Origin of the sequence: Actinopolymorpha cephalotaxi, from assembly GCF_013408535.1 — a bacterium.
Lineage (GTDB): Bacteria > Actinomycetota > Actinomycetes > Propionibacteriales > Actinopolymorphaceae > Actinopolymorpha > Actinopolymorpha cephalotaxi.
In genome coordinates this window covers 1,006,850-1,022,519 of record NZ_JACBZA010000001.1, presented here as the reverse complement: position 1 = coordinate 1,022,519, position 15,670 = coordinate 1,006,850, and the positions used below count along the sequence as shown (strand labels likewise).

At 67.7% G+C, this 15,670-nt stretch carries 9 protein-coding genes and 1 CRISPR repeat array; of the genes, 2 read left to right on the top strand and 7 right to left on the bottom strand.

What is annotated here, in order from left to right; all coding sequences use genetic code 11:
- Positions 1 to 2 precede the first annotated feature (2 nt).
- The 5 genes from cas5e to FHR37_RS04635 all read right to left on the bottom strand — a co-directional run bounded on the left by cas5e (position 3) and on the right by FHR37_RS04635 (position 7,756).
- The gene (gene cas5e / locus FHR37_RS04655; protein ID WP_092890786.1) at positions 3 to 710 is read right to left on the bottom strand and encodes a type I-E CRISPR-associated protein Cas5/CasD; all 708 of its coding nucleotides are present in this window, start codon (positions 708 to 710) and stop codon (positions 3 to 5) included.
- Positions 707 to 1,834 (bottom strand): type I-E CRISPR-associated protein Cas7/Cse4/CasC, encoded by a 1,128-nt coding sequence (gene cas7e / locus FHR37_RS04650; protein WP_092890783.1) that lies wholly within the window; start codon positions 1,832 to 1,834, stop codon positions 707 to 709. Before cas7e ends, cas5e begins: the two co-directional genes overlap by 4 nt.
- Complete coding sequence (casB, locus tag FHR37_RS04645) at positions 1,831 to 2,520, bottom strand: type I-E CRISPR-associated protein Cse2/CasB (RefSeq protein ID WP_092890780.1); 690 nt, start codon at positions 2,518 to 2,520, stop codon at positions 1,831 to 1,833. The genes cas7e and casB overlap by 4 nt, the downstream gene beginning before the upstream one ends.
- On the bottom strand, positions 2,517 to 4,151 hold the full coding sequence (gene casA, locus FHR37_RS04640) for a type I-E CRISPR-associated protein Cse1/CasA (protein ID WP_092890798.1): 1,635 nt from the start codon (positions 4,149 to 4,151) through the stop codon (positions 2,517 to 2,519). Before casA ends, casB begins: the two co-directional genes overlap by 4 nt.
- A 731-nt stretch (positions 4,152 to 4,882) precedes the next feature.
- A complete protein-coding gene (locus FHR37_RS04635) occupies positions 4,883 to 7,756 on the bottom strand; it encodes a CRISPR-associated helicase/endonuclease Cas3 (protein WP_092890777.1) in 2,874 nt (957 codons plus the stop codon).
- A gap of 486 nt (positions 7,757 to 8,242) precedes the next feature.
- A CRISPR array of direct repeats spans positions 8,243 to 10,265; the repeat unit is 29 nt; unit sequence CGGATCACCCCCGCGTACGCGGGGAGCAC.
- Positions 10,266 to 10,532: 267 nt separating this feature from the next.
- On the opposite strand from FHR37_RS04635, the gene FHR37_RS04630 reads away from it, so the two are divergent.
- The gene (locus FHR37_RS04630; protein WP_179770980.1) at positions 10,533 to 11,549 is read left to right on the top strand and encodes an IS481 family transposase; all 1,017 of its coding nucleotides are present in this window, start codon (positions 10,533 to 10,535) and stop codon (positions 11,547 to 11,549) included.
- Between the two features lie 257 nt (positions 11,550 to 11,806).
- On the opposite strand, the gene FHR37_RS04625 is transcribed toward FHR37_RS04630, so the two are convergent.
- Complete coding sequence (locus tag FHR37_RS04625) at positions 11,807 to 12,478, bottom strand: MSMEG_1061 family FMN-dependent PPOX-type flavoprotein (RefSeq protein WP_092890824.1); 672 nt, start codon at positions 12,476 to 12,478, stop codon at positions 11,807 to 11,809.
- A gap of 190 nt (positions 12,479 to 12,668) precedes the next feature.
- On the bottom strand, positions 12,669 to 13,541 hold the full coding sequence (locus FHR37_RS04620; protein ID WP_237769143.1) for an AAC(3) family N-acetyltransferase: 873 nt from the start codon (positions 13,539 to 13,541) through the stop codon (positions 12,669 to 12,671).
- 200 nt (positions 13,542 to 13,741) lie between these two features.
- Here FHR37_RS04620 and FHR37_RS04615 point away from each other — a divergent pair, with 200 nt between their 5' ends.
- Positions 13,742 to 15,646, top strand: coding sequence for a glycoside hydrolase family 76 protein (locus tag FHR37_RS04615; protein ID WP_237769144.1), 1,905 nt, complete (start codon positions 13,742 to 13,744; stop codon positions 15,644 to 15,646).
- Positions 15,647 to 15,670 lie beyond the last annotated feature (24 nt).

Genomic DNA, 15,670 nt, shown 5'->3' with positions numbered 1-15,670 from the left:
GCTCATCCTCCCAACAGGGCCATCGGGTCGTGCCCGAACTGTTCGGCAACGGAATCGGAGATGTCAGGGTTGGTGAGTGACACGGTTTCCCGTACGACGGGCCGCCACCCGTACTCCCGACGTTGTGGATCGAAGCTCTCCGGCTCATCACGGACGACATCCCCCTGCTCGTCTGGATGTGCATCGCGAATCACCTCCAGGCTCACTTGTGGCTCTCGACGCCGACGTCGATACCACTGCGACGCCTGCCACGACACGGCACTGATCACCTCGGTGAGGCTTCCGTCGCGAACGCCCAAGCTGAGTGGTTGGACAGGTGGGCAGGAGCGCCGGCCCAGGTAGAGCGGGAACACCGGAGCGCGGAGCGCGGCGTCCAGCCCGGCCAGGAGCTGACAGTCCCCCTCCAGCACTGCGACGTAGACCGCGTCGGCCATGTAGTGCCGATACGACAACGGCATCGCCCGACTGCCGTCAAGAGAGCGGGCAGTCTGGAAGTCGCGGATCAGCGTGCCCGGCTGATCGACCCGGACAGCGAAACGGAGCCCGAGCAGCTCGGTCAGGTCATCGGTCCGCCGCATCCCCCGCGCCGCGGCGAGGATCCCGATGACACCGGACTTCGTGGGCGCCCGCTCGGTCTCACGCCGGACGAACCGGCTCCGGGACCCCCACGACTGCAGGGGTCCGGCGAGCCTAAGGACGAGCCCCGTCACGCTGTCCCCGCCAACCGCTGAGCAACCTCGTCCCCGACGCCCTTCACCAGTTCGTCGAGGGTGCCGTCCTGGCCAAGGCCGGCGAGCGCTTCGGTGGCGCGACCGACGTGAACGACCCACGACGCAGCCGGGGGCTGGTCGTACTTACGCTCCACTTCCACCGCGTACTCGGCAAGCCGGATGGCGGCCTGGCTGAGACGGCCAGCAGACGTGCCGGCCGTGACGGGCTCCTCGAACGCGCCGACGAAGCTGATCGGCTGCGTCTCCCGCAACCGGACCAGGACCGCGTCGGGCAAGGTGCGGTTGCCGAACGTGGTGATCTTCCCGGTCGGCATACTGGTCACGAAGGTGCGGGCGAAGGCCTCCACGGCGCGTTGGGCCGCCTCAGGGCTGCCCAGTGTCTCCGCCAGGCGATCCACGTCCACGGCCGCGTAGCGGTAGAGGGTGGCGGAGTTGAACTCCACGGTGCCGATCATCCCCGCACCGGTCCGCTCCTCGTCCTCATCGTGGTCATCGACCGCGGTGAAGTAGTCGTACTCGTTGTCCACCGCGTGCACGCTGATGGCATGTGCGACCTGAGCCGCGGCCTCGACGTTGATGTCGGACACGTCGGCGACCATTCGGCCGAACAGTGCGACGTCGATGGAGTGCTCGCGATCGGCAAGCGCCTTCACGTCGCGTTCCTTCAGCGCCTTGTCCAGGTTCCCGCCGGCTCTTGCAGCGGAGGCAGCGGCATCGGCGAGATTGTCGTACTGGCGGCTGCTCAAGAACACGAGGTAACCGGACTGTTCAGGCTCCTCCTTCTTCGCCGCAGACGTCTTGATCCCGACCGCCTTGAAGGTGGCCTTCGCCAACTCTTCGGCCCGGTCGGCCAGTTCGGGTGCCCGTTCACGGATCCGTCTGTCCAATACCTCGACCACGTGCCTGGTCCGCATGCCGAGGTCGCTGTCGTCGAGCTCGGTCTCGAACTTGTCGCGGACGGCGTGTTTCCATGCCTGACTGGACACCCTGGACCTGCGGACTCCCCCGTAGACGGCAGTCTTCGGGCTGCCGGTGTCGTCTCGGTTGAGGTTCGACGGCGGCACCGTCTGCAGGACGTGGATGTCGATGATCGTTCGGCTCATGTGGTGGTCTCCCCGTCTTCGGCTACGGCCCCCGTGGCCGCAGAGTTGTCTTGGTCTGTTGGTTCGCTGCCGGCCTGGTAGAAGTCGCGGCCCCAGGCAAGACGCACCTGGTCCCCGCGTCCTGGCCGTTGCAGCAGCACCAGGTCCTGTGCGAGCCGGCCGTAGTCCAACGGCACGTTGTGGGTCCGCAGGAGCGTTACCAGCGCGCGGCCGTGGTGCATGACCTCGCTGAAACTGACGGCTGTACCGATGGCCTCGAACCGCCGCCGCACGGCGTCCTCGCTGCCACCTGCTGCCTTCTTACGTGCTCGCAGGACTCGTGCCGCCGCGCCAAGTCCCTGCCCAGGCTGGTGCATGGGTTCACGCCGGGACTGCTGGTGAACCGCGTACAGGGTCAGCGCGGCGTACGCGGCGTTCTCGAAATCGGTGGGGGCGTCGGTGTACCAGGCGGGCAGCGGAACACCCTCCAAGGTGAGCTGCCACAGCTCCGGAACCGCCCCCGGTTCCTTTCCCACGCCGCGCCTGAGCTTCGCCAATGCGGCCGCAGCGTCAGGTCGGTGGTCCAAATACTCGCGTTGCAGACGTGCTACCCGGCTGGCCACAAACCTGGCCAGGTCACGTGGCTGGGACGGTTTTGGCGGCTGCGGAGGGACTTCCTCGGCTTGTGCCTGTGTGGTCGTGGTCATGCTGGCACCTCGTCCCTGTCTGGTTTGCCGGCGAGTTCGAAGGCTTTGGCAATCTGGCGGCGAAACGACAGGTCGGCTTCCGGGCTGCTGACGTGTCGCGTGTCTTTGCCTGGGCGTGTGTCATCGACCTCACGGCCCACCCATGCGGTCGGGCCGGCATCCGCGACCATCTGGCGTCCCAGGTCGCCAAGGATTCGCCGGGCGGCCAGCTGCCACTCCCGGCGGGCCTGCAGGATGTCGGTATCGGTGCGTAGGCCGGCCAGCCACGACCGGAACGGGCCGTCCAGCATCGAGTACCCAAGCTCGTGCGCCTTGCCTCTCGCGCCAGGTTGCCTGTCACCTGCAGCCTGCGCGAGGTTCGAAGCCAGGTTGCCAAGAGCCTGAACACCCCGTTCAGCATCGGCCACCGCGCCGACCGCACAAGCGCCAAGCTCGGTGTCCTGCTCCTTCAGCAGGGCCGCCGCCAGCGTCAACGAGTCGTCGAAAACCTCCGCTGTCGTCGCGGCCTGACTGCCGTACTCCATACCGATCGCCCGGGTACGGACTACGTAGTCGCCAGCCAGGAGCCCTTCTACCTCGAGTTGTGCGATCCACTCCAGGACCGCCGGGGCGACCGCGGTAGCGCCGTCGCGGCTACTGCGGCTACCGGTAGCGCTAGGCAGCAAAGCCCCCAGGCCCTGCCACAACGAGCGATCCGGGTCATGCGTCCTCGGCAGGTAGACCAGCGGCTCCTTACGGGCCTTCTCCTGCGCCGGGCTGCGCCGCCATGCCGTCAACGGCTCCACCCCATGAAGGTTGTGCGGATCCAGCTTGTCGCCGTTCGCGATCAGCACGCCGTAAACACCGTCAGCATCAGCGAACAGACGGATGCGCCTGCTCTGCCAGGTGTAGAGATCCACCTGCCCGTCAGGGCGCCCGGCGACGTCGGCTTCCCGCGCGTCGGAGGGTGGGCGTTCCCAAGCGGGCAGGTCATCCTCGGAAAGCCCGCCGCTCAGATTCAGCAGCAGCGTCTCCCGCACGTTGCGGCCTTCGGCGAAGAGCCCACCGAGACGTCCACACCATCCAGTGCCGATCGGGTAGCCACGGCCACCCTTCACCCTCGGGTCCCCGACCGCTCCAGACTTGATGCCGGACGGGTCGAACGCCTGACAGTGCACCACCCACCGCGCAGCCTCCGCGAACGACACCCGCGTCAGCCCGTCCTTGACTCGGCTGGTGAAGAACGGCTCACCGTTGGGCACGTCCGCGATCAACCGCTCCAGGCCGAAGAACTCGTTCTTGCTCGTGTGAAGGTCCGCGACCTGATAGAAGGGCGTCCGCGGGTGCAGGAGATCGAACCGGTCCCGGAATCCATCGAGGTAATCGGTGATGTCCTCCATCGGAAGCTCCCCGGACCGCCACAGCTCGTGCCAGTCCTCCGTCGTCTGCGGGCCATCGATCGCCCGATGCAGAATCGCCAGCAGCAGCCGGACGGTGGCGAAAGTCTGGGTGGGTACCTCACCCACGATCGAACGCAACTCCGCAGCCGAACCGAACAGTTCCAGGATCGACACTTCGGTCGGCCGACCGTCATGTCGAAGCGCCCGGATCCAAGGCGCTTCAATCAGGTCGAACGAAGCCTGTCCCCTCATTGACATCTCCCCGTTGTCATCCTCGACTCAGAACCGCAAGCCGCTCTGAGAGGGAGGCTATACCAAAATTTCTGAAGGTGGCTAGCCGTAGGGTAATGCGATAGTGGTACGGTCCGAATCGCAGCAACGTGGTTCCCGCTTGTGCGGGAGTGACCCAGTGGCAAGCCGCAGGGCGAAGTGCTCCCTCTATGAAGAGGGCGACAGTGCAGGCCACCTGCCGGACGTATGCAGTCCGGCAGGTGGCCTGATCGAGGTAGCGCCAACGTCTTCGGCGCAGATGACATCACTGACGAACGCTTTGAACTTGCGGGGTGGGCACGACGATGCACAGCAATGGGACAGCCATGCGCGAGGCCATGGCACCTTCTAGTTACCGGAAGCGAGCGAGCACGCGCACCCCACTGGGGTGGATGGCGAGTTCCACGGATGCTTGAACTCGTTCCCACGGTGGCTGTCAGCGTGCCTCTGCTGCTGCTACTAGCCAAACCACTCCGGGCGCTAGTCATCGGGGTAGTCGTTATCATCTTGGTGCTGCTTGCTGGGGACAGAATCCGGGCGATCCGCATCCTCGCTCCAGCACTACTCGACTCCAGTGGACGCAGACAGGACTCGAACGCGCCGCTCTCGGACACAAACCGCAGAAGATCCCGCAAACCAGTCCTACCTTCCAGCCCTGGCGAGGATGTCTGAGACCGCTTCAACCGAATTACTCATCGCCCACGGCCACGCGGTCAAGTCACACGGAATCCGAACCGTCGGTCGTAGTGCAGCATGTGATCGAGGATGGCGGCCCGACCGTCCTCGTCCAGAATCAGCACCAACTGCTCATCGAGCAGCGGGCTTTGCCGCCAGCCAGGCATGCACCCCAGCCGCTCGATCTCTTCGAGCACCGGTAGCCCACTGAGCTCGACAGGCAGTGCGAGGGTGCACGAGGCCACCGTCCGGGCGAGTTGCGGAGGTGGCGGTTGATCGACCGGAAGTTCCATGTCGGAATGCTTGTCGAGCCACGGAACGGTCGCGAGCGTACCGTCGGATCGCCGCATGACGACCAGCACTTCCACTGTCTCCGCGGGCGTGTCGCGCACCTGCGCGCGCCCCTTGGGATCATCGTCGCCCAGGTCCCCGACGTTCGCGCGGAGCCACCCGATCAAAGGTGTGCCGGCCTGCGCGGGGCCGGCGAGCCGAAAACTGTCAGCCTTCTTGCGCTTGTCCTTCTGCATCCGGGTGAATTCTTCGCGCGCAGCAAACAGCGCCGACTGCCACTCGACCGGCCCTATATCGTCCGGCCCGTAGGCGTCCTGGACGAGCGGCGCAATCCTCGATTGCAACTGCATGGGTTCACCATCAAGGAACGGTTTCAACACCGCGAGTGCGCGCAGCAGCGGGTACCGCTTGTAGACCGTCACCGAACCCCGCACTGGCTCAGGAGGCATGCACGCCCAGTCCACTCCTGTGATCAGGCAGCGCGGCCTTGCCACCCGATCCGGTCGGCCGGCGCGGTCGTGACGGTGCAGCCGGCCCATCCGCTGCAGCACCAGGTCAACTGGTGCAAGGTCGGTGACGAGCAGGTCGAAGTCGATGTCCAATGACTGCTCGGCGACCTGACTTGCAACCACCACATGACCCCGCGGCCGTCGCGCCAACCCGTCGTCGGCTTGGTCCTGCTGTGGCGGGCCGAAGCTGTCACGAAGCCACCTGTCGTTCGCCGCTCGGTCCGGCGCCAGGAACCTTGAGTGCGCCACCGACACCCGGCTCTTCCCTAGGATCTGCTCGAAGACGCGAGCCGTTTCCTGCACACGCCGCACGGTGTTGCGGACCACCAGCGCGCACCCACCGTCCTCCAACTCCACCCGAAGCATCTGCGCCAGTGCGACTGGATCATCGTCAGCGCGGTCGACGATGACCTGGATCGTTCTCGACGAAGGCTCGGTCACGCGGACGACCGGACGAGCGTTCCCACTCGTAGCGACGAGAACGGGGTAGCCGATGTCACCGTCGAGCGCAGCGTAGGGATCGGGAGCAGCTTCGGGCTGAGGCGTACGCCGCACACTGGCACGCTGTCGCGTCGGCCGGTCGGAGCGTCCTCGGTCGTATGCCTCCACCATCGCCTTGCGGCGTTGGGCGGGCAGTGTCGCTGACAAGACGATCACGGGAGTGCGGTACGCGCCGAGCCATTCCAGCGCCCGGTCCAGGTACTCGCTCATGTAGACGTCGTAGGCGTGTGCCTCGTCGATGATCACGACCTTGCCGGCCATTCCCAGATGGCGGAGCACGACGTGTCTGGCTTTCAGCGCGCCGAACAGCAGCTGGTCGACGGTGCCGATCACGAAAGACGACAGCATCGCCTTCTTCCGGCCCATCAGCCACTGATGCGCTGCCAGCTCCTGGGTCCGGGCGCAGCCGTCAACGTCGACTGAGACGCTCCGGCCTTTCCGAAGGAGCTCGTGGAACTCCTCGTTCAGCCGAGACTTGCCATGCGCCAGCGCGACAGCATGTGCGCCGCGCTCAACGTCGGCGTCCGGTAGACGGCCCAGCCACGACAACACCCGGGAGAACATCGCATCGCTCGTCGCCCTCGTCGGCAACGCAACAAAAACTCCGCCCGCACCTGACCGGGCGGCGAACACCTCGGCAGCCGCCAGCGCCGCCTCCGTCTTCCCCTCGCCCATGGGTGCTTCGATGACCAGCAGCCCCGGCTCCTCCATAGACCGTGCGAGCTCGACTGCAGCCTGCTGTACCGGCCGAATTACCGCCTCATCAGGGAGTTCGAACCGCGCCGCGAACGTCTCCGCCGGCGTGCCCGTACTCTCCACAGCCTGCCAGGGCGTGGGCAGGTCAAGCTCATCCCAGGCCGCCTTAAGCCGTTCCTGCTGGTCCAGCTCGAGCACGTCATAGGGGAACAGATCGTCGTTGCTCGCGATCCAGTCGGCGACGATCACCACGCCCATCAGCAGGGCCTGCGCCGGCTGGGACAACCGCACACCCCGCCAGTGCGGTAGGCGCTCCGACGCCCCAGTGAGGTCCGCTGTTCTGTCGAGGAGCTGGCGCTGTACTTCACGCCAGACCTCAGGTGCTCGTCGAACGCCGAGCAGAGATGCGCGGTCTCGAACAATCTTGAGGTCGACGTTTTCGGGTGGGACACCATGGTGGCCGCCCACCACGACGGTGAACTGCTGCGCATCTGCCTTCTCCAGGCCGTAGATGTCAGCGAGCCAGTCCTCCAGCAGCACCTGACCCGCCGTCGAGTGGGGAACGAGCTTCCGGTCCGGGTCAGGCCTCATAGCCAAGCCGTGGTCGCGCATCCGATCGGCCAAGTGCTCGACCTGGATCGAGAACGCCGGGGTTGCCTTCCCCACGTCATGAATCCCAGCCAGCCACACTGCCAGGACGCGGCCGTCCTCCTCCCCCGCTGGGAGGCCGGCACTGATGACCTGCTTGACCGCACGCGGCAGCCACTCATCCCACAGCCGACCAGCAACCGCGGCGCTATCGTCCAGGTGACGCCACAACGCCAGCCAGCTGCCATCATCTCGCTTCGACTTCGCCCAGACACTTGCAGCCGGTCCGACCGGCACTTTCCCCGTGTTCAAGTGCACGGGCGTCATCTAACACGACGGCACCGACAACCATCCTGCTTTTCGATCACTCCGGTTACTTCGCGCCGTCAGCTACAGGCGAAAAGACTACGGACTGCTACGCATCTCGTCGTCACACCGGGTCAGTCAGAGCCGATCCCTCGAGGATGGGAAATGCGCATCAACCCCGGCGCCGTCCGCAGACCGCCCCGGCGTACGCGGGGAACACACTTCGGGCGGCACCAGCGGCACCGCGAACGCCGGATCACCCCCGCGTACGGGGAGCACTCGATGCGGGTGCACGCCGCCTCGAACGCCGCGGCGTACCACTGCGCAGGATCACCCCCGCGTATGCGAGGAGCACGTGACGTTCCACTGCCAGCGCGGCTTGCCGTCCGGATCACCACCGCTTACGCGGGGAGCACTCGGTGTGGAGCACAACGCCAACCGGCTTAATCGGATCACCCCGCGTACGCGGGGAGCACCGTGGCCGGCCGTTGTAGCGCCGTCATGGCCCAGGATCACCCCCGCGTACGCGGGGAGCACTCGGCGGAGTCCTTCTCCAGTTGGTGTTCGACCGGATCACCCCCGCGTACGCGGGGAGCACGTCCAGTCGTTGAGGATGAACTGGCCCTCGTGCGGATCACCCCCGCGTACGCGGGGAGCACACCGCGAGCGCGGCGCCGATCGACATTTCCGGCGGATCACCCCCGCGTACGCGGGGAGCACGCTGCCTGCCGCTCGATTCGCTCGACCGCGGACGGATCACCCCCGCGTACGCGGGAAGCACAGGCCGAACATTTCGCCGCAGAGCATCAGGTCCGGATCACCCCCGCGTACGCGGGGAGCACTCAAGGGCGCTTCGCGTCCTTCGGATTTCACCCGGATCACCCCCGCGTACGCGGGGAGCACTCCGGGTCCGGCCTGCCACCACGACAGCGCCGAGGATCACCCCCGCGTACGCGGGGAGCACTCCCACTCGCCGTGGAAGGCGCGTACGTATCCCGGATCACCCCCGCGTACGCGGGGAGCACGGCTCGGGCACGCTGTCCGACGTCGGCGCCGGCGGATCACCCCCGCGTACGCGGGGAGCACGGATCCCGTACGGCCGGTGTCTGGTCAGGCGACGGATCACCCCCGCGTACGCGGCCAGGTCGAGCGCACCCGGATCACCCCCGCGTACGCGGGGAGCACTGGTGCGCGGGGTGCCAGTGGTTCGTCCCGCTCGGATCACCCCTGCGTACGCGGGGAGCACCACCAAGAAGGGCGACGCCAACCGGCAGATGCTCGGATCACCCCCGCGTACGCGGGGAGCACTGCCTCGGCCTCGTCGTCCGCGGTACCCACTACGGATCACCCCCGCGTACGCGGGGAGCACCGAAGTACGAACCCACCGCGGACGTTCCGAGTCGGATCACCCCCGCGTACGCGGGGAGCACTCTGGGACGTCGATCTCTTCGCCGTGCATGAGCGGATCACCCCCGCGTACGCGGGGAGCACGGGCGCGGTGGCACCCTGCAGGGGGTCTATCTCGGATCACCCCCGCGTACGCGGGGAGCACCGCCTCGGGCCAGTAGACGCCGCCGTACCGGTTCGGATCACCCCCGCGTACGCGGGGAGCACGACCGCTTCACCGGATCTTTGATCCCGCGGAGCGGATCACCCCCGCGTACGCGGGGAGCACGTCTCCCGCGGCGTCGCCGCCGTGGTCCGCTTCGGATCACCCCCGCGTACGCGGGGAGCACCCCTTGCATCCGTATCCAGTTGGCCGAGCGCGCGGATCACCCCCGCGTACGCGGGGAGCACAGGCGCGGCCGGATCCGCCCCTACCCACGCCCAGGATCACCCCCGCGTACGCGGGGAGCACGCGCGCTGGCCGGTCAGGCCCTCGCCGCCGATCGGATCACCCCCGCGTACGCGGGGAGCACCCCTTGACGATCAGGCCCCGGGTTCGGGTTCACCGGATCACCCCCGCGTACGCGGGGAGCACATCGGCGCTTTCGATGTCGTCTGGGTCCAGAACGGATCACCCCCGCGTACGCGGGGAGCACAGTGGCCCGCCTGCGCGGCCGTAGTGATCGGCCGGATCACCCCCGCGTACGCGGGGAGCACGATCTCCGACGCAGTGACACCGGCCCGCCGCGCGGATCACCCCCGCGTACGCGGGGAGCACGCCGTCGCGGCCCTGTCGACAGGGGCGAAGAGCGGATCACCCCCGCGTACGCGGGGAGCACGTCTACCACTCGTTCCAGATCGGCCGGGTCGCCGGATCACCCCCGCGTACGCGGGGAGCACTCGTGGTGGCCGCCAAGGTGTTCCAGCCGTGGCGGATCACCCCCGCGTACGCGGGGAGCACAGCCGCAGCCGGTCCAGCACTTTGCCGAGCGACGGATCACCCCCGCGTACGCGGGGAGCACATCGACGAGGCGTCGATGGTGTCGCGGCAGCACGGATCACCCCCGCGTACGCGGGGAGCACGGTTCCTGGCTGCCTTGGTGGCGTTCAGAGTCCGGATCACCCCCGCGTACGCGGGGAGCACACTTGTTGACCTGCAGCTTTGCAGCTGACGCAGCAAGTTCTCATTCACTTTAGTCGACCGCAGCCAGGGCCCAGGCAACCGATCGTCGCGCGGTCTCGCTTAGCGGGATGCTCCCTGACGCCCTGCTTCGCGGATGCGACGTCGGCCTGGGCTAGATGTTGTGGCTCATGAGGTTGTTGACGGTGGTCGGGGTGTGAGGGAGGGGTAGATCGCCGGTCGGCAGGATGGAAGTGCGACCAACCGTCCTCCGAAAGGGATCTACCCCTCGTGTCCCACGCTAGCGCCCCGTTGACTGCTGCCGGCCGGCTGCGTCTTGTCACCCGCTGCCAGACCCGCCCGATCGCCCACGTGGCCGCCGAGGCCGGCGTGTCGCGGCAGTGTCTGTCGAAGTGGGTGAACCGCTACCGGGCCAGCGGCGACGCCGGTCTGCTCGACCGGTCCTCCGCGCCGCATTCCTCCCCGTCCCAGACCCCGGATGGGGTGGTGGAGCTGATCGAGACCTGGCGCCGGGAGCACAAGTGGTCCGCCCGCAAGATCGCCGCCGAGCTCGCCCACCGCGGCCACCGGGTCTCTGTCGCCACCGTGGGCCGGTGGCTGGCCCGCCTGGGTCTCAACCGGCGCCGCGACCTGGACCCCACTGGCGCGTCGAACCGGCGGCCGGAGCGGATCACCGCCCGCTATCCGGGGCACATGGTGCACCTGGACGTGAAGAAGGTCGGCCGGATCCCCGACGGCGGCGGCTGGCGGGCCCACGGACGCGGCAGCGACGCTGACCGAGCCGCCCAGCGCGCCAAGGCCAAGAAGAAGGGCGCAGCCAAGGCTGGCTACGTCTACCTGCACTCGGCGGTGGACGGGTTCTCCCGACTGGCCTACACCGAACACCTGACCGATGAGACCGCGAAGACGTCGATCGGCTTCTTCCACCGGGCCCGTGCGTTCTTCGCCGACCACGGCATCGTCCGGATCACTCGCCTGGTCACAGACAACGGTGCGAACTACCGGGCCGGGGCGTTCGTGCGGACCGCGACAGCATTCGCCTCACGTCACCAGCGCACCCGCCCCTACACACCACGCCACAACGGCAAAGTCGAGAGATACCAGCGCACCCTCGCCGAAGAACTCCTCTACGCCCGGGTGTGGACCAGCGAAACCCAACGCGCACAGGCGATCCAGGTGTGGAACATCCACTACAACTACCATCGAGCCCACACCGCCGCCGGCGACCAACCACCCGCCTCACGCCTCCGGCAGACCGTCACCAACGTCATGACCCGCAACAGCTAGACACCGCAGCCAGGAGACCTAGACGATCAACCTGCGCCGAAAGCGCCGGCTCAGGCAGGCCACTCGTGGGCCACTTGCCAAGGCGAATGAGGGTCACTCTAGGCCGGTGCGGGACATTCATTCCCGCGCGCACGTGAGCCGTTCGTGGTCGTCTCGACATCTTCCAAGCTGGTCATGCGGGTTCGATTCCCGTCACCCGCTCCACCGCACCACCCCAGGTCAGAGCCGCCAGCGACTCGACGTGGATCTTCTCCACGTCATTCGGCGGCGTAGAGATCACCGCGCGACGTCGGACGTGAGTAATACTCGACCACGTCCTCGCGGCGTTGCCCTTTCCGCCACAGCGCGAGGGCGATATCGGCCGGTGCCGGTGCGTCGTCCGGACGCCAAGCGCTCGGGTCCCACGCGTCGGCGCGGCGGAACGCCTTCGGGCAGTGGAAGAAGACCTCCTCGACGTCGATGACGACGGCGAGCGCCGGGCGGTGGCCCCGCACCTGCATGGCGTCCATGAATGGTGCGTCGCGCACCAGCGTCGCCCTGCCGTTCAGTCGCATCGTGTCAGGCCGGCCGGGGATCACACAGATCATGCCTACGTGCGGGTTGGCGAGGATGTTGTGGTGGCCGTCCATCCGGCGGTTGCCGGGGCGCTCCGGCACCGCGACCGTGTGCCGGTCGAGTACGTGCACGAAGCCGGAGGGGTCGCCCTTCGGGGAGACGTCGCACCGGCCGTCGGCCCCGGCGGTCGCCAGAAACACCAGTGGCGTCGCGGCCAGCCACGCGATGTGTGCGTCGTGGAGTACGTCGAGCACCTTGTCGCGGACGACCGGTATCGGCGTACCCAGCTCTTCGAGCTCCTCGACCGTCGAGATCACGCGCGCCGTGTCGCGCCACCCGCGGGCAGTTCGGCGCGTGTCGGGGACGTCAGGCATCGGGTTCTCCTTGCTTCGGGTGTCGGTCGGACTGGCTGGACGGGTTGGATGGGCGGCCTCAGGTGTACTCGGCCCACCCTTTCTCCTCAGGTCATTAAGACGGCCAGCCGCCACGACCTGTGACACCTCCCTGCAGCCACGATGACCGAGAGGGACCTCTTCCAAGCTGGTCATGCGGGTTCGATACCCGTCACCCGCTCCACCGCAGAGTGATCAAGCGTTGCCGGAGGGCGGCGCTGCAGCGGCAGTCCTCCTTCTCACACAGCAACGCGGCAGGGTCGGCCCGGATCAGCCGGGTCGCGCACGCCAGCACGTCCTGGACGGCGACCAGCCGGGCCCGGCACCGACCGATCAGCGTCTGCGCCGTGAACGGCGCCAACTCCGGTTCGATCTCGTCGAAGGAGTCGCTGTCACCGGGGATGTTCGGCAGCTCCATCCACACGCCCGGCGCCGCCTTCGCGTACCGATGGAACAGCGACCGGCCCAACCGCTGCTCGGCCAGGTGGATCGTGGTGTTGGACGTGTGACCCACCCCGAGCAGCAGCACGTGGCCGCCGAGGTCGGCAAGCTCCTCGATCGGTCCGAGCGGCCGGTCCACCCGTTGGGCGGCGATCAGCCGCCCGGCATGGGTGCCGACAGCCAGGAACGAGAGGAACGGATGAACGCCCCGCTCGTGCGGGAAGCTCCGGCGCAGGGACTCGGCGATCCGTCCGAGCCAGCGGTCGACGGGCAGATCCGGGCTGAACGGAACGGCGCCGGCCAGGGCGGCATCGAAGCTCTCCCAGCTCTCGGCGGTGTAGTAGGCGTTGTTGGGCCGGACCAGACCCGGCGGGGCGGGCACCCGGGTGAGGTCCCCGCTGCCGGCGAGCATCATCACCGTTCCGCAGGTCCCGACGAGCGCCCGGCAGACGGCGTCAGCACCGCCGTCGACATGGCCGAACGACCGCAACGAGGCGTGCACGATGACCGAGGACGACTCGTTCAGTCCAAGATTTCGTAGCCCTTCGGCGACGTCTCGTTCGGTGACTGCCCGGCCGGTGTCCATGGCACCGGATTCGATCACCGACGGGTTCCACGGTCCAGCGAATTCGAGGCTCCGCTGACCTGTCCAGTTCTGGTCCGGCCGGCGGCTGTCCGATCCCTGCAGGTGTCTTACCTGCCTTCGTTCCGGCCCGTAGGTTTGTCACGCCTCAGCGCGCCGCATCCGCCGCGGGGCTCTCTTCGTTCATGTCTGGCACGTACCTCGAGAAGGCAGGCCGAGTCTTGTCCACCGCGCTTTCGCGTCGCCGAGTTCGTACTGTCCTCATCGGAGTCGTCGCCCTTCTCGTCGGCCTGGCGCCCGCCGCTGTCGCCTCCGCCGAGTCGGCCGGTACGACAACTGCCGACGGCCCGACCGCCGTGGCGCGGGCACGCGTCGCGGCCGACGTGCTGATGGCGTCCTACGACCCGGAGAAGGCGTGGTTCCCCTCCAGTTGGTGGAACTCCGCGGTCGCCCTGCAAACCATCGGCGACTACATGCAGCGGACGGGCGACCGGCGCTACCTGCCCCAGTTGAACAACACGTTCGTGAAGGACCAGGGCACGTTCCCGGCCGGTGAGTTGTCCGGCGACGAGCTGTGGGGCAACTTCACCAGCCGCGCGATCGACGACTCCGAATGGTGGGGCCTGACCTGGATCCAGGCGTACGACGTCACCGGCGACGCCCGATACCTCCGGATGGCGGTCAAGATCGCCGAGTTCACCAACGGGTACTGGGACAACACCTGTGGCGGCGGCGTCTGGTGGAACGCGGAGAGGACCTACAAGAACGCGGTGACCAACGGCCTGTACATCCGGCTGACCGCCGAACTGCACAACCGCATGCCGGGCGACCGGCGGTGGCTGGCCCGGTCGCAGGCCGCGTGGGACTGGTTCGCCGGCAGCGGCATGATCAACTCGTCGGGTCTGGTCGAGGACGGCCTGAACGACGACTGCAAGAGCAACGGGCAGACCGTGTGGAGCTACAACCAGGGGCTGGCCATCGGCGGGGCTCTCGAACTGTGGCGGGCGACCGGTGACCAGAAGTTGCTGAGTACGGCACGCCGGCTCGCCGACGCGGCGATCGACGGAGGCCTCACCACCGACGGCGTACTCACCGAGGCCTGCGACACCCTCGACCGGACCTGCGACGACAACGCCAAGCAGTTCAAGGGAATCTTCCTGCGCTACCTGATGGACCTGGCCGACACCACGCATGCCGACAAGTACAAGGAGTTCGTGACCAGGCAGGCGGAGACGATCTGGGCGCAGGACCGCGACGCCGCCGATCGGCTCGGTACGCGCTGGGCCGGCGGCACCAGCACCGAGCATCCGAACGTGTTCGACTGGCGTACGCAGGCCAGCGCCCTGAGCGCACTGGTCGCCGCGGTGCCCGTACCGGCGCCGAAGCGGTCGCTGGCCGCGACCACCTCACCTGCTCAGCCGGTCGTGATGCCGGCCGCCAACGGTTCCACGAAGATCACTGTCAAGATCGGGTTGTCAGTCACCGGGCCGGCCTCGCAACCCGTGACTGCCCGGGTGAAGGTCACGGCACCGGACGGCTGGACCGTCTCCCCCACCACCGGGACGATCGTCCTCAACCCCCGTGGCAGTGCGCACCCGGTCTACGGCACCTTCCCGGTACAGGTCACCGTCCCGGCGGCCGCCGAGGACGGCCACCACGACGTGTCCGCGACGGTCACCGACGACTCGGGACTGTCGTTCGCTACGCGGTCGGAGGTGACGGTCGCGCACGAGATCGACTTCGACACCGGCACGGCCGCGGAGATGCCGTGGCTGTGGGACGCCGACGGCTCACAGAGCAACGGCATCCAGAACCGCTTCGCCGACGGCAACCACTACTTCGTCTACAGGTTCCCGTTCCCGGCCGACACCGCGAAGGCCGCGGCCACGCTCACGATCGACAACGAGTACGTCGTCGAGGCCAGCGCGGACGGCGAGCACTGGACCACCGTCTCGAAGGAGGCCCGGCGCATCACCGACGGCTCCAACAAGGCCGACCAGGTGATCGACCTGACCGCGTACCTCGGTCCTGACAAGGCGACCTACCTGCGGGTCTCCGACTCGTTCCCCGAGGACGGCTGGGGAGGCCGCGTCTACCACGTCACCGCCACTACCACCGCCGGCTAGGGCGTGTCTCCCGAATGTCGGCCT